The organism is Ruegeria sp. BB7, from assembly GCF_056539365.1.
In genome coordinates this window covers 531,297-554,131 of record NZ_JBQFUV010000001.1, presented here as the reverse complement: position 1 = coordinate 554,131, position 22,835 = coordinate 531,297, and the positions used below count along the sequence as shown (strand labels likewise).

Annotated in this window: 20 protein-coding genes and 2 tRNA genes; 6 read left to right on the top strand and 16 right to left on the bottom strand. The window is 51.8% G+C overall.

Annotated features, from left to right (window positions below; translation table 11 throughout):
• The first annotated feature begins 11 nt into the window (after positions 1–11).
• Positions 12–1,349 (top strand): cytochrome P450, encoded by a 1,338-nt coding sequence (locus ACR0D7_RS02740; protein ID WP_480677631.1) that lies wholly within the window; start codon positions 12–14, stop codon positions 1,347–1,349.
• Between the two features lie 49 nt (positions 1,350–1,398).
• Here ACR0D7_RS02740 and ACR0D7_RS02735 read toward each other — a convergent pair whose 3' ends face one another.
• Both ACR0D7_RS02735 and ACR0D7_RS02730 read right to left on the bottom strand, forming a co-directional pair.
• Complete coding sequence (locus tag ACR0D7_RS02735) at positions 1,399–2,532, bottom strand: response regulator (RefSeq protein ID WP_480677630.1); 1,134 nt, start codon at positions 2,530–2,532, stop codon at positions 1,399–1,401.
• A gap of 412 nt (positions 2,533–2,944) precedes the next feature.
• Positions 2,945–3,685, bottom strand: coding sequence for an acyl-homoserine-lactone synthase (locus ACR0D7_RS02730; RefSeq protein WP_480677629.1), 741 nt, complete (start codon positions 3,683–3,685; stop codon positions 2,945–2,947).
• Positions 3,686–4,236: 551 nt separating this feature from the next.
• On the opposite strand from ACR0D7_RS02730, the gene ACR0D7_RS02725 reads away from it, so the two are divergent.
• The gene (locus ACR0D7_RS02725) at positions 4,237–5,166 is read left to right on the top strand and encodes a response regulator (RefSeq protein WP_480677628.1); all 930 of its coding nucleotides are present in this window, start codon (positions 4,237–4,239) and stop codon (positions 5,164–5,166) included.
• Positions 5,167–5,626: 460 nt separating this feature from the next.
• Here the strand turns inward: ACR0D7_RS02725 and ACR0D7_RS02720 are convergent, their stop codons facing one another.
• The 10 genes from ACR0D7_RS02720 to ACR0D7_RS02675 form a co-directional block, all read right to left on the bottom strand.
• Positions 5,627–6,613, bottom strand: coding sequence for a type II secretion system F family protein (locus tag ACR0D7_RS02720; RefSeq protein WP_480677627.1), 987 nt, complete (start codon positions 6,611–6,613; stop codon positions 5,627–5,629).
• 15 nt (positions 6,614–6,628) lie between these two features.
• Positions 6,629–7,597, bottom strand: a complete 969-nt coding sequence (locus ACR0D7_RS02715) for a type II secretion system F family protein (RefSeq protein ID WP_480677626.1) — start codon at positions 7,595–7,597, stop codon at positions 6,629–6,631.
• A 2-nt stretch (positions 7,598–7,599) separates the two neighbouring features.
• Positions 7,600–8,985: a TadA family conjugal transfer-associated ATPase gene (locus ACR0D7_RS02710; RefSeq protein ID WP_170381612.1), complete on the bottom strand. Its 1,386-nt coding sequence runs from the start codon at positions 8,983–8,985 to the stop codon at positions 7,600–7,602.
• Between the two features lie 12 nt (positions 8,986–8,997).
• Positions 8,998–10,227 carry a CpaE/TadZ family protein gene (locus ACR0D7_RS02705; protein WP_480677625.1) on the bottom strand — a complete coding sequence of 410 codons (1,230 nt, stop codon included), beginning with the start codon at positions 10,225–10,227 and terminating at the stop codon, positions 8,998–9,000.
• Positions 10,224–10,916, bottom strand: coding sequence for a TadE/TadG family type IV pilus assembly protein (locus tag ACR0D7_RS02700; RefSeq protein WP_480677624.1), 693 nt, complete (start codon positions 10,914–10,916; stop codon positions 10,224–10,226). The genes ACR0D7_RS02705 and ACR0D7_RS02700 overlap by 4 nt, the downstream gene beginning before the upstream one ends.
• On the bottom strand, positions 10,913–11,410 hold the full coding sequence (locus tag ACR0D7_RS02695; RefSeq protein WP_480677623.1) for a TadE/TadG family type IV pilus assembly protein: 498 nt from the start codon (positions 11,408–11,410) through the stop codon (positions 10,913–10,915). Before ACR0D7_RS02695 ends, ACR0D7_RS02700 begins: the two co-directional genes overlap by 4 nt.
• 15 nt (positions 11,411–11,425) lie before the next feature.
• The gene (locus ACR0D7_RS02690; RefSeq protein WP_480677622.1) at positions 11,426–12,976 is read right to left on the bottom strand and encodes a TadE/TadG family type IV pilus assembly protein; all 1,551 of its coding nucleotides are present in this window, start codon (positions 12,974–12,976) and stop codon (positions 11,426–11,428) included.
• 9 nt (positions 12,977–12,985) lie between these two features.
• The gene (gene cpaB / locus ACR0D7_RS02685; RefSeq protein ID WP_480677621.1) at positions 12,986–13,945 is read right to left on the bottom strand and encodes a Flp pilus assembly protein CpaB; all 960 of its coding nucleotides are present in this window, start codon (positions 13,943–13,945) and stop codon (positions 12,986–12,988) included.
• 146 nt (positions 13,946–14,091) lie between these two features.
• Entirely contained in the window at positions 14,092–14,283 is a 192-nt protein-coding gene (locus ACR0D7_RS02680) for a Flp family type IVb pilin (protein WP_480677620.1), read from the bottom strand.
• A gap of 64 nt (positions 14,284–14,347) precedes the next feature.
• Complete coding sequence (locus ACR0D7_RS02675; protein ID WP_480677619.1) at positions 14,348–14,563, bottom strand: Flp family type IVb pilin; 216 nt, start codon at positions 14,561–14,563, stop codon at positions 14,348–14,350.
• Positions 14,564–15,091: 528 nt separating this feature from the next.
• On the opposite strand from ACR0D7_RS02675, the gene ACR0D7_RS02670 reads away from it, so the two are divergent.
• The 4 genes from ACR0D7_RS02670 (at position 15,092) to ACR0D7_RS02655 (ending at position 19,584) form a co-directional block, all read left to right on the top strand.
• Positions 15,092–15,931, top strand: coding sequence for a helix-turn-helix domain-containing protein (locus tag ACR0D7_RS02670; protein ID WP_480677618.1), 840 nt, complete (start codon positions 15,092–15,094; stop codon positions 15,929–15,931).
• A 985-nt stretch (positions 15,932–16,916) separates the two neighbouring features.
• Positions 16,917–17,537, top strand: a complete 621-nt coding sequence (locus ACR0D7_RS02665) for a PepSY domain-containing protein (protein WP_480677617.1) — start codon at positions 16,917–16,919, stop codon at positions 17,535–17,537.
• Between the two features lie 38 nt (positions 17,538–17,575).
• Positions 17,576–18,235 carry a response regulator transcription factor gene (locus ACR0D7_RS02660; protein WP_170381604.1) on the top strand — a complete coding sequence of 220 codons (660 nt, stop codon included), beginning with the start codon at positions 17,576–17,578 and terminating at the stop codon, positions 18,233–18,235.
• Positions 18,236–18,435: 200 nt separating this feature from the next.
• On the top strand, positions 18,436–19,584 hold the full coding sequence (locus ACR0D7_RS02655) for an ATP-binding protein (RefSeq protein ID WP_480677616.1): 1,149 nt from the start codon (positions 18,436–18,438) through the stop codon (positions 19,582–19,584).
• A 307-nt stretch (positions 19,585–19,891) separates the two neighbouring features.
• Here ACR0D7_RS02655 and ACR0D7_RS02650 read toward each other — a convergent pair whose 3' ends face one another.
• From ACR0D7_RS02650 to recJ, 4 genes are all read right to left on the bottom strand, one after another.
• Positions 19,892–20,584 carry an FkbM family methyltransferase gene (locus tag ACR0D7_RS02650; protein ID WP_480677615.1) on the bottom strand — a complete coding sequence of 231 codons (693 nt, stop codon included), beginning with the start codon at positions 20,582–20,584 and terminating at the stop codon, positions 19,892–19,894.
• Positions 20,585–20,733: 149 nt separating this feature from the next.
• Positions 20,734–20,808 (bottom strand) — tRNA-Glu (locus tag ACR0D7_RS02645).
• Positions 20,809–20,830: 22 nt separating this feature from the next.
• Positions 20,831–20,905: transfer RNA gene (locus ACR0D7_RS02640), tRNA-Glu, on the bottom strand.
• A 98-nt stretch (positions 20,906–21,003) separates the two neighbouring features.
• Entirely contained in the window at positions 21,004–22,746 is a 1,743-nt protein-coding gene (gene recJ / locus ACR0D7_RS02635) for a single-stranded-DNA-specific exonuclease RecJ (RefSeq protein WP_480677614.1), read from the bottom strand.
• Positions 22,747–22,835: the final 89 nt, after the last annotated feature.

Genomic DNA, 22,835 nt, shown 5'->3' with positions numbered 1-22,835 from the left:
GAATGACGAAAATGAAGCAGTTCGACGTCACTCCGGTTGCGGCGAGGCTTGCAGAGAAACCGGTGACGCTGCTTCAGTTTGCAAGGTCGGCTGGTCGGAATATGCTTGAAGTCATACCGGCCGAAACCCTGCGTGAGACCTATGTACGCGGCCCATTGAACATACACTATTTCTGCGATCCAGAGATAATCACCGAATTGTTGGTCGGGCAGGGCCGTGCCTTCCCCAAGGCTAAGTTTACAAAAGATATTATCGGATCAGCGGTAGGTAATGGTCTGATACTTTCCGAAGGCGAAAAGTGGCGTCAGCAAAGACGTCGGTATTCACCGTTGTTTGCAGCCAGGAACCTGCCGACCCTTGCCCGATACTTTGCAGAGACGGGGAACGAGGTTGCAAACTCTCTGGCGGAAAACGAAGGCCCTGTCGATGTTGCTCAAATTGCGCCTGCATCAACGTTGGCGAATATTTCCCGTGTAATCTTTTCCGGCAATGAAGAGGTCAGCGCAGAACAAATTCGCGTCGGGCTAATCGCGTATTTTAAATACATTTCAGATATTTCGCTGTTCGACTTGATGGGTTTGCCAAAGTGGTTGCCACGCAAGAAGTGGCTAAGCAGTCGGGCTCCGGTCACTACTATGCGTGACCTTGCGCGACAAGTTATCGAACAACGCCGGTCCGAAAATCGGAGCGAGCCCCGCGATTTCCTCGATTTCATGATTGAGGCGTTGAAGACGGATTTCGAAGACGAGGAAACGACCGTCGATAATCTTTTGACCTTTGTCGTTGCGGGGCACGAAACCTCAGCCAATGCTCTGGCCTGGGGCTACTACTTGCTGGCATTGAATCCGGAAATGCAGCACAAAATTCGCGAGGAAATACTGACCGCACGCTCAGAAGGACTGGTGGAGTATTCTGATCTTGTGGCTATGCCTTTGCTTCGAGCTCACGTTAAGGAGACATTGCGCCTTTACCCCTCAGCTGCCTTTTTTGCCAGGGATGCATCCGAAAGCGTCAAAATCAAAGATGTCTCGATTGAAAAGGGAGATGCCCTGTTTTTCCCGGTCTACTCGTTGCATAGAAACGAAAGATTATGGGAAGAACCTAACGAATATCGACCTGAACGGTTCCTGGGTGCCAGCCTTCCGCGTGGTCAGTATATTCCGTTCGGTGATGGGCCTAGAATTTGCATTGGCGCGCAATACGCAGAAACGGAAATCATGGTTTTAATGGCCTCTGTACTACGTCGCGTGAATTTTACCTTGGGCAAGGCGCAGATACCGGAGCCGGTTTTGACATTTACCATGCGCACCAGTGGCCCTCTCATTCTTGAAGCCGAGCGAGTTTCCTAAATCTTTAGGACGGAGAACTGCCGCGCGTCCCTGGCCACATTTGACAGGTCTAGCTCCTGTCTAGGTAAGTGTTCTCACCATAGAGTTCCCGCAGAACAGTCTCGAACAATCTTCCCGTTGTTTTCTTTTCGGGTGCTGGGGTTGTTCGTGGCTGCATATGTGATCCTATCATTGAACCCTTTCCAAGCGCGGTCTCTCGGCTGTTTGCTTTTTCGCATGCCTGGTTCAAGGCAGTAAGCGCGCCGGACTTTGAAAACGACCGCATTGATACCGGTGAACTCATAACAGTCTTAAGATGCGCTGATGAACAACGGTTGCTTAAAACCATCCTCAGTTTTCGGTTGAGCACTTCTTCGGTCGGTAGGCGGTTCGTGCGACCGTACCCATGTGTGATAATGAGGAACATACCGCCTCCACGGTATGAAAAAATCCCTTCTGCTCGCATCGAAGTCTTCTCTATGCATTTTCCAATGTCTGAAATCACACGCCTAAATGTGCCAAAATCACTTATGTCAAAGTGATATTCGGCATTCTGGAGTTTGACTGCCGTCACCCAGGAATCAAAACGACGCCCTCTTGACAGCTGATCGACATAATTGTCGAACTCGACATAGCGCAGGCATCTTTCCAGCCCTTCGATCGACAATGGGTCGTCAAAACTGAACTGCTTATTAAAATCCAGTTCTTCGCGGAGGTTTTTTAGCGATGCCGATGACGTTTGCGCTTTTATCCGTTCCATCATCAATAGATGGGCCGCGTTCATGCGGCTGCGTAGCTCGAAAAAGTCAAAGGGCTTGGTGATGTAGTCAAAGGCACCTTCCAAGAATGCCTCTTCAATGTACTTTTGATCCGTCATCGCAGTTAACATGATCACCGGCGTTTCCAGATATTCTGGTGTTCTACGAAGTTGTCTAAGTAATTCAATGCCGCTGGTTCCGGGCATCTGGATGTCCACAAGCAAACAGTCAAACGGAGTTTCCGCCGTTTGAACTATTTTGAGTGCTGCTTCAGCTGAGGCGGCCGTAGAAACTTTACAGTTTTCAAGCTCGGGAAGTGCTGATTGGAGCAGCTCAAGTATGCTTGGTTCGTCATCGACGACCAACACGTTAAGCGTCACTTGCCTTAGTGCCTGGATCTCAAGCTTTTTTTGGAACCGATCATTGCCGAGAGTGGAATGTTTCATAACTTGTGAACCGCTGTTACTCTGCTTAACGTGCCCAGATTAGTAAGCGAGTGGGACGAAACAGCGGCAAAACAGCAGAAAATCTACGTGAAACGCGGTATTTTCTTGACCTTATTTTGGCATTTGTCGTTTTTGCGCCAACTTCTCGGTTTCAAATGCCGTTCACTTCGGGCCAGATAACAGCGATTGGATATGGCCGTAGATAGGCTTCAGTAGATTTGTTGATCTATAAATAGAGGCTTTAAAAATAGCCTCTAGAGTACGAAACGAGAAGTATATGGCCTGAGCGTTCTAGGGGACCTGAACCTTCCCGAAAACTTCTGGAGACCATGTATCTTGGATAAAACCGTTTTGGTAACCTCAAAAGCGCCCGTTGCTTTCGAGCAATCAAGCGGCGCGTATTTTACCAGTGTTACATGTCAATGTTGAACAGGACTGACTGACTTGCGGTACCATCTATAGAAAATTTGGCTCCGACCGGTGTGGCATAAACACCGAGCCGTCTCGACCACCGTGCCCAGACAGCGGGGACAATTCCCAGTATGGTGGACGCCCCACCATTTTTTGCTGCAATGGTCATTTGGTGAAACAGTTCCTGTTGAACCAAGAGCCTGCGTGACGATGAGACACCTTCGGTCACAAAAAAACGGGTCGCTTCCCATACGGTCGGTTTTACCGGCGCTTCGAAAAACAGAATATCAGTTGGCAATCCGGTCAGGATACCTTTTTGCGCATCCCGCAACATGTAACTGTAAATACCGCATTGCGCCGTACTGGGGAGGAGGCGAACCCCGCCGAGCACCTCACCGAATTCATGAAGAACAACCCATTGACACGCCGGAGTATCGTATTGGTCGAATTCCATGCCATCTGTTTCACCAACTTGCCATTTGAGCCTGTCAATAAAGATGGATTTGCGCGTTTCCAGGTACTTTGCAAGCAACGTACCGTGCTCGTGGATGTTGCGAAAACTCATTGTGGTTGCACGAACGCCACCAAGTTCGTCTCTTGGCGTTGGCAAACCGCGCTTGATCGCAAAAAGCTTGCGTTGCGCCGAAGTTTTTGGCGCGGCCTGTGTATCGTTGGCAGGACTCAGGTCCGGAAAAATATCCGGCGCTGGGTATGCCTGCTCATACCTGAGTGGTCGGTCCATATTCTGCCCATATTTTCGGCACACTTATGACAAGATTCAATACCGAAAGTCTACAACCTAATGAAGTGCAAAATGGAATTATCAGGCGAGTGTGTCTAATTCACATCCCTCGGAACAATTGACTTGTAACAAGGAATCTTCCCTTGAATCTTATTGCGCCCCTGATTTCATCAATACTGGGCTTTCACTCTACTGACTTCCACCAAGATGCTGTTAAGGTTCAGTTTCATTGTCGAACCTGCTTGCGGATCTAAAAGCTATCTTGCCGTCGAGAGCTTGCAATCAAATGTGGATCTCGACGCCACGTTAAGCCAAGCGATTATGCACCTCATGATTGAGTCACCACTAGAGTTGGGGGTGCGGTTGCTGAAGTTGTGCTGCGCAAATAAATAATGATGCGCAGACATAACCAGGCCCATCTTGGGTCAAGCTTTTGCCGCGTTTCTCCGGCATCATGGTGCAGTCCTGAGAGTTTTATGTACCAGCCAGTCGTTGCCTATGGTCTGCAATGCCCAGCGATTGGTTCGGTATAAAAAGGTTGGTGAATAGTTATGCGTATTCTTGCCGTAGACGACGATCCCAGCATTCTGGAACTGCTGAATAGCGTTCTTGCTGCATTTGGGTACAAAGATGTTGTCACCGCCCGTAGTGGCAGTGACGCACTTGAAATTCTGTCAAACCCTTCGGAGGTCTTCGATTGTCTGCTGTTGGATGTGCAGATGCCGAATATGAACGGGATAACTCTTTGCGAGGAAGCCCGTAAGCTTCCTGGATATATGTACACGCCTATTATCATGGTAACTGCCATGGTGCAGAAAAAGTATATTGACGAGGCTTTCGAAGCCGGTGCCACGGATTATGTTACAAAGCCGTTCGAATTCTCCGATCTAAAGCAAAGGCTTTCAGATGCGTACCGGATGGCAGCAGAACGAAGAGCTGCAATCGAGGTGCTTGAGGCGGATGAGGATGAGTGGTCCGATGCGGAAGTGTATCCGGACGTTCGCCTAACTGAACCTCAATATTTCGGTGACTTGCCAGGATGCATTGGTTTGGCTGAATTTGAGAATTACGTCATTCAGCTTTCAACTATGCACGCAGCAGCGGCAAAAATATTGGCGGTCAAAGTGATCGACGTAGAGCAGATCTACAAATCCAGTTCGACCAGTGAGTTTCGGGAATCCATGGCGTCAGCAGGTGCTGCGCTCCTCCGCGCCACTAAGCAAGGGCGCAAGGTCGCGACGTATTGGGGTAATGGCGTGTTCCTGTTCGTCTTCGACAACGAAGATGGGGTCAGTGCAGAGCGGTTGCTGACGCAGGGGCCGGAAATTACGGACGGCGTTTTGTTGGGTAGCACATTGATTTTCCATGTTGGAGAAGAAGTTGCTCTGGAAGCTACCACCAAAATGGAAGCGCTGTTCTTGATAGACAAGGCGGTCGAACTTGCCGACTTGCAGCGCAGCCAAGCGGCAAAATTTGGTTGAGGATCATCGCGGGGCGATGTGACTTGAGCGGAGGTTTTCGGAACCAACGCGCATTCTTTTCGGTAGGCTTGTCTGTTGTTCAAGAGCGCTACAAGGTTCACCCGTTTGGCGGCGATATTGCGTATAAGATTGCCGAAGGCACTTTGAAATTGGGAAGATTTACTAAATTTACGTAGGGTCGAATAAAGCGCTGATGCGCCATCTATTCCAATACCCACTTTCCAAGGGTGTTAGTTGCGAACACCGTGCCATTGTCCTTCGTCAGACGAATTTAGCTTGCGTCGGGGCGGGGGGGCGGTCAGCGTTTGGAGATAGCCTAACTGCCGCTATGCAGCCGATGCCAATGCAACAGATGAAAAGCGGCTCTGTTCTAAGTTTCCAAGATCACAAAAATGAACCCTTCAGGATTGCAGGTGTTCCTATGCCAGCAAACCGATTGCTTTGATCGCTTTGCCAGGTGTCACCCAAAAATTGTCATCCAGCGGATTACCATTGGAGACAAGCAAATTAGCAACAAAACGGGCATCATGCACAAAGCCATAACTGCAGACATCTGCACAGGCAGTCGGTTGGCTTTTTCTTGAGCGCGTAGCTCGCGGTCAAGACGCATGTCTGTGGCAAACCTACGTAGCGCGGTGGAAACGCTGGTTCCGTACTGGTTGGATTGCAGCAACGCGTTAACAAATGAGTGCATTTCTTCCACGCCGACGCGATCTGCCATATCCAGAAACGCAGCCTGGCGTTCCTTACCTGCCTGTAGCTCCAACTGCAGAACGGTGAACTCTTGCGACAGTTCCGGCGCAGCTTGCGCCATCTCATGAGATACGCGAACCATTGCGGCATCAAATCCTAATCCAGCTTCGATCGCCACTTGCATCAGATCAAGCGCATTTGGCAAGCTATGTTCAATCGCCACGCGACGTTTTCTTATCCGCCGCCGCAACCAGAGCGCAGGGCCATAAAAGCCGATGACCATCAATGCGGTCACGATTTGCAGCGCATTGATCCACGTGATGCCTTGCAACACGCTTGCTACGCCCAATTGAATTTGCAGTTCAAGAGGGAGCGCCATTGCTACCACGAATGCAGTAGGAAGCACGAACCCCATGATTATCCGGAACAAATAAAACGTGCGAACCGCATTTTTACGTTGAACACCGGCCTGCTTCAAAAGTCGGCCAACGCGGGATCGTTCACGCTTGGATGACGGTACAAAGGCTTTGAACAGCCCATGCGGGTCGCTTTCATCTCCCTGCAAAAGGTCAAAATCCGCTCCGTGTCCGCCTGAGACAGCTCCAACTCGCATGCGGCGCGCGGCCGTATTGTCGCTGGTGGCCATGCCCGACACTCCAACCACCACGAAGAATACACTTATGGCTATGCCGGCCATCAAGAGATACTGCAAGGGAAGATTTGGGTCGTTCAGGATATCTTGTATAGCTTCCATGTCTCTTCTCCCTGTTTAGAACTTGAATTTAACAAGTCGTCTTAGAATAAGCCCCTGAAGGACCGTTAGACCAACGATGGTAGCCGCGAAATACGGGAATAGCGGGTCGTTTCGGACTTCGCCATAGAACGTGGGCGTGGAAAGCTCGATCGAGAGATAAATTAGAATTGGCAGGCATGTGAGAATCATACCGCTCAGCCTACCTTCGGCAGAGATGGCCTTGATTTTCTTCTGCATGGTTTGGCGGTCTCTTATGACTTGCGACAAGATGTTCAGAACCCGGGCCAGATTGCCGCCGGTACCGTGCTGAATACCAATGCTTACCGCCAGATAGTGAGCATCTTCAGTGCCAACGCGCTTTGCGAAATCCTGAAAGGCGGTTGCCACGTCGTCACCATAGTTGATCTGGTCCTGAATGATGCCGAATTCCGAACCAATAGGATCCGGCATGTCTCGTGCAACATTGCCAACGGTCACTGCAACGGGATGTCCAACTTTTAGCCCTCGCGCCATTAAATCCAGAGAGTCCGGCAACTGCTTGGTCAGCTTTTTCGTCCGGTCCTGCTTCAGAGCGATCAATGTGAATATCGGCACGACGATGCCGCACACGGCACCAATTGCCAAAGCAATCTCCGGAGAGACATAGCGTGTCGCGAAGACAAAGCTGCCAAATGCCAGCAACGCCGCTGCAAGCACGATCCAAACCGGGCTTATTGTCAAACCGGCCTGAATGATCAGACGCCGCAAGCGCGCGGATGGGCTAGGGTTCTCTCCTGCATTCGTCATTGCGGGGTCACGCAACAACTGAAGAACTTCTTCTGTCGATGCACCGCTTTGCATCATTTTCATACGCCGGTTGCGCGTTTCAGTCAGGGATTCCCGTTTTAGGAACAGCTGCTGCAAGCCTTCGTAGGCCAGCAGAATGCCGATGAATAGAGAGATATAGATTAAGATGTTTATGGTGTTTGGCTGCAGGTCAATCATGATTACATCGCCCCGCGTATAAACATATTGGTATCGACATCCACACCTGCTGCAACCAATTGGTCAAAGCATTTCGGACGAATGCCAGTAGGTATGAACTCGCCAAGAATTTCTCCGCTTTCGGACTTACCCCGGCGCTTGAATACAAAGATGTCCTGCATGGTTATCGTTTCGTCTTCCATTCCGGTAATTTCGGAAATGCTGATGACGCGACGGGTGCCATCGCTGAGGCGGCTCAGCTGCAGCACAATATGAATGGCCGAAGCGATCTGCGACCGAATGGTTCTGACCGGCAAATCGGCACCAAGCATCGTGACCATCTGTTCAACCCGGCTTAGCGCGTCGCGGGCCGAATTCGCGTGAACAGTGGTCATTGATCCATCGTGACCGGTGTTCATTGCCTGAAGCATGTCAAAGCACTCAGAGCCACGAACTTCGCCGACGATGATACGGTCCGGGCGCATCCTCAGGGCGTTGCGTACCAGATCGCGTTGAGTGATGGTACCTTGTCCCTCAGCGTTCGGCGGGCGGGTTTCAAGGCGAACAACGTGTCTTTGCTGAAGTTGGAGTTCGGCGGCGTCTTCGATGGTGACAATGCGCTGCTTGCCATCGATATATGATGAAACGGCATTCAGCATCGTCGTTTTGCCCGAGCCGGTACCACCCGAGATAAGAATGTTCAAACGCGCTTCGACGAGTGCCTCGAGAAGCTGTGCGGCTTGTTCATTCATACTCTCTTGTTCAACAAGTCTCTTTATTGTCAAAGGATTACGAGAGAATTTCCGGATCGACAAAGCGGGTCCATCTACAGAACAAGGCCGGATAATCGCGTTTACACGGCTGCCGTCTTCCAGTCGGGCATCAACCCAAGGCTGGGATTCGTCGATGCGTCTGCCGACTTTGCTGACGATTTTGTCGATGATACGAAGCAGATGGCGTTCATCACGAAAACGGGCTGTCGTTTCCTCAAGCAGGCCAAATCGTTCGACGTAAATCTGATCATAGGAGTTTACCAGAATATCGTTGATGGTTGGATCTTCCAGCAGCGGCTCTAGCGGCCCCAGGCCAAGAACTTCGTGAATGAGTTCGTCTACAAGAGCGGTAAAATCCTCGGCCCGCATATGCAGGCGTTCAGCCTCGACCATTCCGGTGACCAAGGATGCAATCTGCCGCTTCAGTTCCGATCGCTCAACCTTGTCGATTACGGACAAGTTCAGGCGGTCAAGAAGTTCACTGTGCAAGCGGCTTTTCAGTTCCAAATGGGCTTGCAGGTCAACGTCCACAGGTTCGGAAGTCACCTTCGCCTTTTTGGGCGTTTCGATTGGCCGTTCCAATGTCAGCACATTTGACTTGGAAGTAGCCTTGCGTGATCTGAATTCGTTGAACACGGTGATCTCCTTTTATGTACTCTTTACGGCGACAGGCTGAACTTCAGCCGAAACAGCAGCGGCCAGTTTTCCCAAGGCTTTGCCAAGATCCGATTGCGGTTTTATGTCCACGATCGGTCGACCAAGATCCACAGAATTACGGGCGACTTTCGGATTGTCCGGCAGCCAGTGTCTCAGTTTTGTTTCCAAAACCTTTTCGGCTTCACGGACATGAGAGGGGCGCATCAGTGTGTTGCGTTCTCGGCTGACGACAATCTCGACCGGCAGGGTCATGTTTGCTTCCCGATAGAAATCGATCAAACGGCGCGCCTGGCGCACGCTGGGTACCGTGGTGTCGGTGACCAGCGCCAGCTGCGCGGCGCGCTTGAAAATGGGCTCGACCCATTCGACAATTGCGCAGGGCAGGTCGATCACAATATAGTCGTACCGCTGTTGAAGCAGGTCGAGCATGCCTTCAACGATTTCAGAGCGCATCGAATGAAGTGGCACCATCGGGGCTGGCGCACACAGAACATCTACACCCATGGCATGTTCTTGCAGGATCGACGAGAGGAAGCGATCATCAGGTTTTTCAGCGTTTTCAATGAGCTGCATAAACCCACCGTTGTCTTCCAGATCCAGAAACACATTCGAGTTTCCGAACTGAAGATCAAAATCCAAAAGTGCGACGCGGCTTTTTTTGGCTTTTCGGAACATCGAACCTTTGCCGCCAGCAAGCGAACACGCAAGGTTCACGGCAACGGTTGACGCCCCGGCACCGCCGCGTGCTTTGGCAACTGGTATGACCTTACCCAGCGTGGCTGCCGCATTCTGAAATGTCGTCTGTGGCGTGCTGCGGGCGCTGATTTTTTCACTGATGGCGGCTTTCAATCCCTCGCTGTCGATTGAAAGAGGCAGAACTTCGTCAATGCCGATCTTGCGCAACTCACGCGCCTTGGTAATCGTAAGGTCGTTCTGCGTCAGAGCCACGAACAGCGTTGTGTCATCGCGGTGTTCCAGAACCTCTTTGATGGCTGCTACTTCGCCCGCATCGTCCGGGTCGATCTCAAAGATCACCAAGTCATGTTTGAAGGCCAGTTGAAGGGCGGTGCCATTCAAGGCTTGAAACGAACTAGCATTCTCGGTGATCAAGTTGTCTTCGTCTGCGGGAAAGACGTCAGCTACAATCTGGGCGATGGCCTCGTTCTCGGAAACAAGCATGACCGAGTGTGATTTCAATGTGGAAACGTTCTTATCAGTCATCCTGATTCTCCTAATGCAAGGTCTTCAGCAGGCAGCGAGACGCTGAAACTTTTATAACCAAGTGTCTCTCCTGCATTTGGAAGGGAGCTGTTCGTCGCGCCCGCAGCGTTTGCCAAAGCACCCAGCGGTGACACGAACTCAAAATCGGCAAGATCCAGTTCGACTGTGACCATCGGGGTGTAAGGGCCGCCCAGAAAACCCAGTTCGTCATCAAATTCGTAAGTGATCCGCAGGTTGGCTATCGTCGCGCCCGGTGGTAAAAGTGGGCTGATACGACCCCAGATCTCATCTGAAGTTCCGATGGGATCTTGATCAGTAGCGAGGTTCTCCACACCGCCTACACAAACGAGATCGCCTGGATCATCGCATACGCCGGTTGCGGCGTCGCATGCCGCGCCAAAACGGAGTGATGTGTCACTACCGCGCTGATGAATTAGCGGAAGGGGGGTTTTGTCTGCATAGTTACATGCAGCTGGGCGAACGACGGCAATACGGGCAGCCATCTGTGCAGCCTTTTGCGCGTTTACCACACTGAATGAAAGGCGTCCGAAATCAAGCAACGACATGAAAAGGAACAAGAACAAGGAAACGACGATGCCGAATTCGACAAGAACTCCAGCGTCCTCACTCCGCATCAGATTTTCTCTTAGATGGCGTAATTGCGCGCGGATATGTTGTGCACGTTTCATTGTCCGATAATCCGAGTTGTGTCAGAAACGTTCGTCGTGATCGAAGATATTTCATCACCGAATAAAGCTAGAACTCGGCCCATCGGTAATTGAATAGTGATATTGGCGTTGACCTGCCCGACGGGGGCGGGGCTGACACGGTAGGTGCCAGTAACGCAGGTCAGGCTAGGTGTTACCGAATTGACAGTTATGCTGGGCGGGAAAAGCCCGTTGTCATCCCGGTCGTTCTCGACAATGCCTTTCAAAGTCGTTGTGAGGCCAGTGACAGACCCACCAGAGATGCAGATATCCGATGGTGTTACGCGGGACATGTAGCGGCTGGCATCCCGGACCCCTGCGATGACCGCTTGGTAAGACCACATAATGCGCGCGGTTTCCAACGTCACTACCAACATGAGCAGCATGAGCGGCAGGATCAGACCAAACTCCACCAGGATCGCGCCGTCATCACTCTTTCTAAAGCGTTTGAGAGGGGAGGGCAGGCGAATAGTCATGATCAAGCTCCTCCCTTACCGATACAGTTGAACTACGTCGCGGAAGATGCCGCCGAACCCAGCGCCACCGCTGCCGACGCCTTCGACATCCGGAAAGCCTACGACCTCGCCATAAATGTTAAAGTTGGGGGGCGATGAACCATCCTCGCCAACAGGTTCGGTCAGGAAAACAGAGACGAATTTCGTAACCGGTACGTTTTCAGTTTTGCCCTTGATTACGGTTTTCGAGCAATCGACACCCGCTGCGTTTACGACGCGTCGTTCGGGTTTGGATGACATTTTATTAGAGCAAATTGGGCGACCGGTTTCCGAAATCGAAGAGTCCAGAAGGGATGGCGCATTGAGATTACTCGGATCGTTTCCGTACGCGATTTCGCGCAGATACATTCCGTAGCGTGTTCCGGCAAAAACGGCGTTCGTTCCGACCAGCGGAGGGAGGTGAAGATCGCTTCCAACATCGTCTGGAATTGCATCCAAGTGTGACAAGTCGTGGTTTGCGTTCAAATAGGCTTGGCGATCCCATACACCGTCACCGAAACGGTCGTTGCCTGTGTCGCAAGTACCCGCAGCCATGCAGAGGTCCTGGCCAAGAGTTTCGGCGCCCGTGGAGGCTGTATCACCTTGGATACAGGCTTGACCGTTCTTACCCATGACCCCTTTGATGACGTTGGGAGCAGGAGCATAAATTTCCTTATTTCTGTCCCCATTGAGGACGGATTGGAAGATATCAAAGCGCGTATTGAATGCGGCGCTGGTGATGCCTTCCTTCTGTCCAGGTTCAGTCGTAAAGCCGTTGGTAAGGACGCACTGAGTAATGGCCTCTTGCGCTGCGATCAGGCATGCAAGTTGGTTGCCACCTTCATTCTCGCACACGCCTTCGGCGTCTTCATATTCTTCCAAGTCGACAAAGCCGAAATTCCCTGGCCCCCAGGCAGCGCCAGTACCGCCGCTGCCACCGCCACCGCTGCGAAGCAGAATCTGATCACCGACGTTCAACTTGGTCTCCCACTGGTCTGGCAGGCAGAACATCAGCGGTGTGATATCGCAGGCCGCTTTCGCATATCCGGCTACGGCTTCGGCGGTGACATCAACTGCTGAAAATCCGTTGCCGCCAACCATCTTGTTCAAAGCGGATGCCAGATTCATGCTCAACGATTTAGGGGTCAGCTCAACATGCGCAAACCTGGCAAGGCGCGGGTCAGTGGTGTCATCCACAAGCGGATCTAGATCTGATTCCGGCAAATCGGAATAAAAGGTCAGCTTAAAATCGGTTGATCCGGAAAGTGTTTGGGACCCATTGGCAAAGGTTTGCTTGCGGTTGATCAGGTTGACCGCTGCATTTGTTGAACGGGTAAGCGCATCGGGTTGTCCGTCCAACTCTGCAGCGGCAGCCAAGGCGACATTGTCCGCGAAGGATTGGAGTTCTGCGTGGGTCGAGCTTAACCGGCCGACATCCATTGTGATTGCAAAGAAGCCAAGGAATGCAACAAACGCTGTTCCCCAAAGGATCACTATTGTGCCGCGTTCGTCCTTTGCAATGCGTGATATGATTGCTTTCGGAAACATGGCTTTGTCCTACTGATTGGCGCTTTGGCTGACGTCGATCTCACGGGTGTTGGCCTGGGTTTCTGGTGTCACGATTGCAGGGGTGACCTCAGCATCATCCGTCTGGTTGCTGGACTGTGCCTCGGCGGCAGGTTCAGCTTCTTCTTCGTTGTTGCGACGATTTCTTTGGATGACCTCAACCGTGGTATTGACGCCGCGCGTCACCCTGACAGTGGGTTGGGATTCGACTTTCTCGACCGGTCCTTCTTCCAGCAACAGGTCGCGTAGGCGAACCATTTCCAGTGGCTCATCTTCAACACCATCTAGTGTCCGAAGGGTCAGGCTCAGCGTGCCCGCTCTTTGAGCCAGGGCAAGGCGTTGACCTTGTTGAGGCGTGACCTCAACTGTAATCGTGCGAGCGACACCGGGTTGATTGTTGTTCTCTGCGGATTGTTGGTCCACACCAATCACCCGGATTTTTTGCAGGATGGTAACTGCGGTCAGTTCACCACCCGAACTTTGTGTCATAACAACATCTACCCAGTCACCTGGAGTAACAAAACCGCCGACTGCGGTAACGGCGTTGACCCTGATAGCCATAGCCCGAGTGTTTTCACCCAGCTTCTGAACCAGCGTTACTTTTTCGCCGTAGTTTGAAACCTTGGCTTGCAGCATGGGTTCGCCGGGATAAAAACTTGCTTTGGCGCGACGCAACTGCTGCCGCTCTGACGGAACAAGCACGTCCAACTGCGTGAATGCACCCGGAGGCAGCGCCTCACGTGGCCACGGATGAACTGTGACATGATGCTTTTCAATGATCTGGCCAAATTCGATTTCCGATTGCGCGATGTAAATCTCGACCAAATCAGCATTTGATGCCGTTGGTGCAGGCGCAGGTGGGTTAATCTGAATGTAGTCCTTCGCCAGGAACACGGAACCAGAAGCAATCGCGATCCCGAAAAACGTGGTTATGACTGGTCTAATACGCATCGCTGTCTCCAAAAATTAAGCACAAAAAATTCGAAATACTGGTGTTGCCGTTTTTCGAAAATCCCGGCGGTGTATTCTGCGCCATCATTGAACTAGAGAGACGGCGCAGAATTATGTTTGTATGAGAAAATCTCAGTTCCTTGCTGCTACTGCACTGGGGTAACGTCCGAAGGATCGCAATCAGCACTCCCCAGAGCTGTACAAGCACCGGTTACGTTTTCGTCGGTTTGACCGCCAAGGTATGAGAATGCAGTAACTGCAAGAGACGCTACAACCAGAAGGGCAAGGCCATATTCAACAATTGCCGCACCATTTTCTTCCTTAATAAGCTTTGTCATAAATGCAGTCATATTTCTCTCACTAGCTTACGCAAACTCCGACGTAGCACGCTCCAGCTTAGTCTTACGGTGATGTCGGATTAACCGCAGTAACGTCTGCAGGATCGCAATCAGCACTTCCTAGAGCTGCACAAGCACCGAGTACGTGCTCGTCTGTCTGATCGCCCAGGAACGAGAACGCGCCAACCGCGATCGAAGCCACAACCAGCAGGGCAAGGCCGTATTCAACAATTGCCGCGCCGCTTTCTTCTTTTAGGAATTTGTTCAGGAATTTTGTCATGTTTCCCCCGAAAGGTTAAATTTACACCGACGTCACGAACTATCGCAACGTGAGCCACGCATTCGTCGTCAGCTCCCGAATCAAATTAATTGAAGAAATCCCAGTCGCCTTCCGATAAAGCTAGGAATAAAACAACTAAAGGATGTAATAATCATTGGTAAATCACTCTTAGGGCGTTGAATGTGAATACAAGATTAACAAATTGGTGATGCTGTGCCGAATCGACACAATGAGAAACAATTGGGCAAAATTATGTTGAATTGTGCATAGTTCGATGGTGTATCCTGAAAAAACGGAATCAATGATCGGAGCACGCTTTGGGGGGCTTGGTTGCTCAGCGGGCCGAATATTGGCAATAAAAACAATATGATGCTGAGTTAAGGTTTTTCTCGGTTTGTTCGAGCGCTTTTAAAGAGGGGCGCAAAACCGGTTGCTGATGCGGCATAAACCGAACAGGTTTGTGTCAGTGGTGGGGGCTACAGTAAGGAGCCCGACTGTGTTGTTTAGGTCGGGTCGGTGAACAGAGTAATGAGTGTTAGTTTTACAAACAGCGCTGGCGCGCGAGATAGCTTGAATTTCGTTCTTGAGTGGTCTCATGCATTAAGCGGTAATAATTCCATTTCCAAAGTTGTTGATCAGCTGATTCAATTGGCATTTGCCGATGCGGCAATAATTGTTCGAACTTCAAAGCTCGAAAAAAGAATTAATTATATTGCACGGTGCTGTCGGCAAGAGGGAAAGGCATTTCCTACCCAGCCTCAAACACAAGCGGATTTAGTGTTGGGAAACTGGACGGCAACGGCAAAGTCAGGGTCCATCTGGAAGACGTCAGATTCAAAAGATGATACGGCACCAATTTCCCTTTTCCCGCGGTCCAAGCTGGACGCCATAGGAGAGGTGGTTGTTGTACCCCTTGAGGTTAAACCAGATCACATCGATTATCTTGAGTTGCACTATCTGAAGAAACCCAGAGAATATGAACTGGACTTGCTGGAGCTAATGGCTTCTACATTGTCGTCCGCTTGGAGCAGGCGTGTCCCTGGTATCATCTCGGCCAGGTTGGAGCAGGGACGGAACCAACGTCTAAGAATGGTCCAGAGCGAACAGTTTGTACCGATCCTTGATCCGCAAAACCCGGCGGAACTAAGCCGGTCCGAGTTCCGGATATGCGCTATGTTAAAGGAAGGGATGACAGTGAAGAAAATAGCCCAGTCGCTTTCTGTCTGCCCGACCACAGTGCGCTCGCACCTTAGTTCGATCTTTGCCAAGACGAGTGTATCCAATCAAGTGGAGCTGCTGCATCAGCTGAACCGAAAGGCGGATGCCGAGGACGGCTTCGTTCGCTCTAAAGTGGTGCGTGCGGGTTAAATTGCACTGGAAGAAAATTACGCAATTGTTCCCGGTACAAGCAGGTCTGGATAAATTTTAGGTGAACATGCCGTTCCTCGGGCGTTCATGGGTCTTGACGCATACTCAACCTATGGTGTTGTGTGAGTGTTTGAGCGTTCTGATCCGATGAAGGGGAGTAGCGTGGTGAAGCAGACCACTGGCACGTATGTTCTTGCACAGCGAGTACGCGAGGTTTTGAAGCCCTCCGAGGCTTCTTGCTCCAGTGAAGTGTCGTGTGCTCCTAAATCCAGTTCTGACCGCTTCCCTCCTGTCGAATCCGCTTTGTTAAACATTGTAAGAGATAAACGATTTGTAGAGGCGAAGAAGGGCGGCTGACGGTAAGTTTGTCACCTGCCGCACTGCAGCACGACGTTCTATCCCGAAAAACCGCAGTTGTTTACCCCTTGGAAGTAGGCTTGTTGGACAACAGCTGTATTGTTTTGAACCTTTGAATGTCAGAGTCGCGGAAAGGCACTTGCTAACATGTGTCTTCGATCTCTGTGGTTGGGTGGGGTGACTGTGTCGGGCTGACCGTTGGGTTCTTATGTCTTCCAAATTTTACGAAGCAATTTTCCAAAGGGAAGCGCCGAGTTGCGAACATTTCGTTTCTACCAGAACGGGATCCGGGCGCGGCGTTGTCAATGACGTCTGCTCGTCGTCTTTCGCGCCGCTGTGCCGGAGAATGTGAGTGCCGCGAAGATGTCGGTTTTCGGCGGCAATGCAAAGGCCCTTCAAAAGGCTAACCGATTCGGTTTGCGAGGCCGTTTCTAATCGATCACTGCATACAGCATCTGCCGGATTGTTTCGGTGGAATTCCGGAGCGCTATGTTTGTGTCGAAAGTAGAGGGTGTCGACCTCATTTTTAGGTCATTGTTTCCGGAGTGGAACCGATCTAATGTTCATCTTGGGTTAATGCGGAATTTGCTAGATTTAAAGGACTCTTACGCGATAATGAGTGCTGCTGATGAAGAAACTTTTAGTCATCACATGCCTAGTTGTTCTCGTCTCTCTTCTTCAGGCTGAAGAAGGGCATGCTGTTGTGCGTGAAATGAAGCAGGCCGAGTTGCGCAAGGCAACGACATCGGGGAACGCTATTCGACTCAATAAAGTTATCAAGGGTGTCGAAAATTATTTTGGTGGTACTCCAGTAGATGCGCGCGCGTTTCAGACTGACACAGTTTATTATCGAATCTTGGTCAAGAAACCTAACGGGAAGATAATAAGTGTCATTGTAAATGCACAAACTGGGGTTGTTGTATCTAACCGTTCGAATATAGGACGTCAGATATCTAACGCAGCGAAGGCAACGCCGGGTAACTCTGCCAATGCTGCATCACAAGCGAAAGCCAATAACAGCAACAATCAGGGCAGAAACGGAAATCGTGGTAACAACGGTAGAGGCGGCGGCAACAAGGGCGGTAGCGGCAACCAAGGCGGCAACAGCGGCGGCGGCAACGGAGGCGGTGGAAACGGCAACGGCGGTGGTGGAAATGGCAACGGCGGTGGTGGAAATGGCAACGGCGGTGGTGGAAATGGCAACGGCGGTGGTGGAAATGGCAACGGAAAAGGTGGCGGCAAAAAATAATTGTTAAAATATCATTCGGGTACCTATAGACATAAGATATGAGAATTTTACTCGCAGAAGATGAACCGCACCTATGCGGCCAGGTCAAAAAACTGTTGAACGCCGAAGGCCGTGTGGTTGATATTGTCAACAACGGTGTCGACGCCCTGCATATGGGAACGACCGAATCCTACGACATGATCATATTGGATCTCGGCCTACCGCAACGCGATGGCACTTCCGTATTGCGCGAGTGGCGCAATGCGGGAATTAAAACCCCTGTGCTGATCCTGACCGCTCGGGATGGTTGGAGCGAACGTGTCGATGGTTTGGATGCCGGGGCGGATGACTATATGACCAAGCCATTCCATTTGCCCGAATTGGCTGCACGTGTCCGCGCAATCTTGCGCCGTCAGAGCGGGCAGTTGAACCCGGTAATCGAAATGGGCAACGTAGTTCTCGATACGCGCAACGGGCGTGTGACCGCAGACGGGGTTCCGGTCAACCTGACCGCTCAGGAAATTGCTGTGCTCACCTATCTTGCGCACAATGCTGGTCGTATGATCCCAAGAACCGAACTTTCCGAGCATATCTATGAGTACGATGGTGATCGGGATTCCAATACCATTGCGGTGTTTATAAACCGGTTGCGCAAGAAACTCAGGCACGACCTCATTACTACGGTTCGTGGTCGTGGATATATGATTGATACTGTCTGATGTTATCACTTCGACAACGGGCTTTGGTCGGAGGGATTGCCGCCGGGGCCCTGTCAGTTGGTGTTGGTACATTGGCAGTATTTTCGTACATCGATGCCCGGGTGTCACAGCGGTTCGACACTGCACTTAGAGATCGGCATACTCAGCTCGTGGTCGGGCTGAGTGTCACGACGCAAAACCCCGAAGCTTTGCGCGATCTCATGTTCGACCCAAATTACAGCACTCCGTATTCCGGCCGATATTGGCAAGTTACCAATGCCGACGGAGAAATATTCACTTCGGCTTCACTGTTCGACGAAACTTTAGATGAGCCGATCGGTGCGCGCGAAGGTGCAGAAATATGGAACACGTCGGGACCCGAGGGTGAGGTTCTGCGCAGTGTTTACCAAGAAATAACTTATGAAGACGGAACCGTTTGGGGCGTTAGTGTCGCCGAAAGCCGAGCTCAGCTGATCAACGAGAGGCGGGCGGCTCAGCGTAGTCTTTTGCCGGTATTTACAGTTGTTGGCTTAATCTGTGTCGCGAGTGCTTTGTTGCTTACTTCTGTTATTCTTAGGCCACTTAGAAAACTGCGGTCGGATGTAGCACATCGCTGGGACACAGATGATGATCTAAAGCCAGATGATTATCCAGATGAAGTGGCACCGCTGGTCGGCGACTTGAACCAGCTTTTGCGCCGCAACCGGGATATTGTGTCCGGTTCACGCCGACAGGCAGCTGATCTGGCGCATGCCCTGAAGACGCCTACAAGCATTCTTAGAAACGAGTTGAGGACACTCTCTGAAGACGGTGCCAAAACCGATATCGCGCAGGAGGCATTGGGTCGAATTGACGCTCAACTCGGGCGCTCGCTTGCGCGCATGAGGGCTATGAATACCGCGGAATTGACGCATTCACGCACGAACTTGTCCAACTCTGTCAACCGGTTGGCACGTCTCTTCAAAGCAATGACCGAGGAGCAGGGCAAACATCTGGAAGTAATAGAAAGCCCGGAGATCTGGGTGCGTATGGATGCGCAGGATGTTGAAGAGGTTCTTGGGAATCTTCTGGATAACGCGGTCAAGTGGTGCCGCAGAACTGTACGTTTAAGCTTATCCCGTAAGAAAGACTGTATCGAGGTTAGTGTCGAAGATGACGGCCCTGGAGTTCCAGAAGAAGCGCAGCGCGAAGCACTCCGCTCTGGTGGTCGCTTGGATACTTCAGTCAGCGGCAGTGGGTTGGGATTGGCAATTGCTGTCGATTTGTTGAATGCCTACGGCGCTAGCCTTGAATTGGGGAAATCAGCGTCCCTTGGTGGTTTGCTCTGCCGCGTCAAGATACCAACCGCAACCCATTCTACTTCTGCATAAGTGTTTAACACTGTGGTGCAGCAGTCCATTTCGCATCAGTGGATGCTGAAAACAGTAAATATTTTTCTATGTGGCTTTGTCGTTTTGTTCGAAGGTCCACTTAATTTTAACTTCAATCTGGGTGCAGCACGCGAACAGATGCCTTGAAAATAAGGTTCGGGAGGTGCCCGACCAGAGCGATGAATAACATGCATTGCGCCGCGGAAATTATGCCATGGTTCAATTCAACGTGGGGGTAGAGTTTTTTGCTTTGCCGTGACGGGTTCTAACAAGGTCGCAGCTTTCGATTTGGCAATCGGAGCTATAGTTAATTTACACCGTCGCGTCGCAGCACAGGATTCTCAACTTCACGCGCGAAAATCGCGTTACAATACCAAATATCATTCAGCGGCTGTTTGGTGCTATTAACCCTGCGGACTGGCTCGATAAGATCAGACAGCCGATAATTGAACGGGTGCAAAAAATGTATGAACCGTTTCAGGTGAACATGAAAACGGTTGTCCAGATTTGTCGAACACTCCACCTGCAGATAGGTGACCCGGCCTTTTCGCAACATGTCTGAAAAACCTAGTAGAACGTCTAAGTCGTAGCCCTCGGCGTCAATCTTCAAATAGTCGATGAATTCGATGCCCAGATCCCCGCAGATGCTATCGCCAGTCGCAACTTCGACTTCGATCTCATCCTTTGACAGTTGCTCCCCTTCCAACACCTGGTGGTTTCCGGTGTTGAGGTTGGAAGTGAACCTTACATGCCCGACATTCGAGGCCAGACCCAGTTGATGTGCAAAAGCCAACTCGTCGTCACTCACGGCCTCTTGCAACCGTGAGAATGTTTTTGGCACAGGTTCGAAACAATGGATAGTGGCGTCAGGCAGCAATTTTCGAAAAAGCCGAAATGACTGACCAACGTTTGCGCCCACGTCGAAAACGGTCAGTCTATCGAAATCGCTTTTTGCTGACTTGGCCCTGGACAGCGCCTCTGCAAGGGATCTGTGTTCCATTGCGTGTATCTCTAGAAGAGACTTTATTGTTTCTAAGGGGTTATTGAGCGTAGACGTTCTTAAATCAAGTTTTAGGAGCTGAAAATGATGTCCAAGTGTTGGAAATCTTCGCTATACAATCAGGCTAAAGTTTCGCTGGAATTAGACTGTGGCAGCCCGTAGGGGAATCGAACCCCTCTTTCCAGGTTGAAAACCTGGCGTCCTAACCGATAGACGAACGGGCCATTTAGTCCAAACAAGCACAAGTGGTAGCCCGTAGGGGAATCGAACCCCTCTTTCCAGGTTGAAAACCTGGCGTCCTAACCGATAGACGAACGGGCCACGCTGGCTTGTGGGGGGCCTTTTACGGTTTCACCGGGACCCCCGCAAGCCGAAAAATGCAAGGATGTGAAAGTTTTTTCCCAAGCCGGAAGTTGGCTTCAATTGGCTTCTGCCGCATCCTCAAGCCTGAGCTGCACGCTCTGCCGTCCACCCCAAGTATTGACTTCTAGCCGCCCCGCGAAATGGAAGCGCGCGCCACCGTGATTGGACAGCTTTTCACCCATGGGGCTATCAAATGCACCAAAGGCAATAGCGTCGAGGCCACCACCAACGCCGTCGGCCAGAGACAGTTTCAAATGGGATTCACCAACGCGCTTGGCAAATCGGACCTGCAGGTCAGGCAGTGCGTATCGCGGGGCAGGGGCGCTGGCACCGAACGGGCCCGCCTTTTCGATCTGTTCGATCAGGTCAATCGTGGCTGCACCGGGCATTAGCGCACCATCCAGCTTCAGATCTGCCGGGCCGCCTTCACCCGCGCCCTGTTTGGCCAGCAGTTCGCTCAGGCGCGCCATCGCCGGTTCCAAATTATCACGCATCACGGTCAGGCCCGCCGCCATCTTGTGACCTCCGCCTTTTACAAGAAGTCCTTCGGCCACCAGACGTTGAATCGAGGCCCCCAGATCCACGCCGGAAACGGACCGACCTGACCCCTTGCCCTCATTCCCGTCAAAACCGATGACAATCGCCGGACGGTTTGCACTTTCCTTCAAGCGCGAGGCGACGATACCAACCACACCAGGATGCCAGCCATCACCCGCAGCCCAGACCAGGGGCGCATCCAAACCGCGCTCCTGGACTTGCTCCAGAGCAGCTGCACGCACCGCATTTTCGATATCGCGGCGCTCGGTGTTCAATTCATCCAGACGTTGCGATAGCGCCTCGGCCTCGGTCATCGATTCCGTGCTAAGCAAACGCGCGCCCAGATCGGCCTGCCCAATTCGCCCGCCGGCATTCACCCGTGGGCCGAGCAGGAACCCGAGATGATAGCTGTTTGGTGCGGAATCCATGCGTGCCACATCCGACAATGCCACCAGGCCGGGCCTTTGCCGCTGCGCCATGACCTTCAGACCCTGACGCACCAAAGCACGGTTCGCGCCGATCAAGGGGGCCACATCCGCAACCGTCGCAAGCGCAACCAGATCCAACAGGCTAACCAAATCTGGGCCTTTTGCGCCCGCCTCACGCAATTGGCGACCAGCTTCGACAAGCATCAGGAAAACCACTCCGGCAGCACAGAGATAGCCCAAATCGCCACTTTCATCCTGCCGGTTCGGGTTCACAACCGCAGCACAGGTGGGCAGGGTCTCACCGCCCAAATGGTGATCCAACACTATAACACCCACGCCCTTGGCGGCCGCGATAGCCTCGTGGCTAAGCGTGCCACAATCGACGCAGATGATCAGGTCATGCTTGGCGGCCAGTTCCTGCATCGCGGGGACGTTGGGGCCATAGCCCTCGTCGATCCTGTCTGGCACATACAGCGTGGCCTGCAGCCCCATCTGACGCAGCCAGACCAGCAGCAAGGCTGCCGAACTGCCGCCATCGACGTCATAATCGGCAAACACGGCAATGCGCTGCTTGGTTCGAAAGGCCATCAGAAACCGCGCTGCCGCTTTTTCCATGTCTTTCAATGTTCGCGGGTCAGGCAGCAGCTCTTTCAGCTTGGGGTCCAGGAAACTTGATGCTTCCATCGGTGGCACACCGCGGCGAGCCAACACCTGACATACTGCGCGGGGCAGACCGGCTTGCTGCACCAGCATTTCGGTTGCGCGTTCAATCTCGGCTGTTGGTCCGACCCAACGGCGTCCTGTAAGTGACTGCTCAACCCCTAAAAAGCTCATGCCGCGCCTCTCATGTGCCAAGGCCGGACCCCCTCGGACCCGGCCTCTTCATCTTTTGATAAATACTCTCGCCGAAGGCAGTGGCGCAA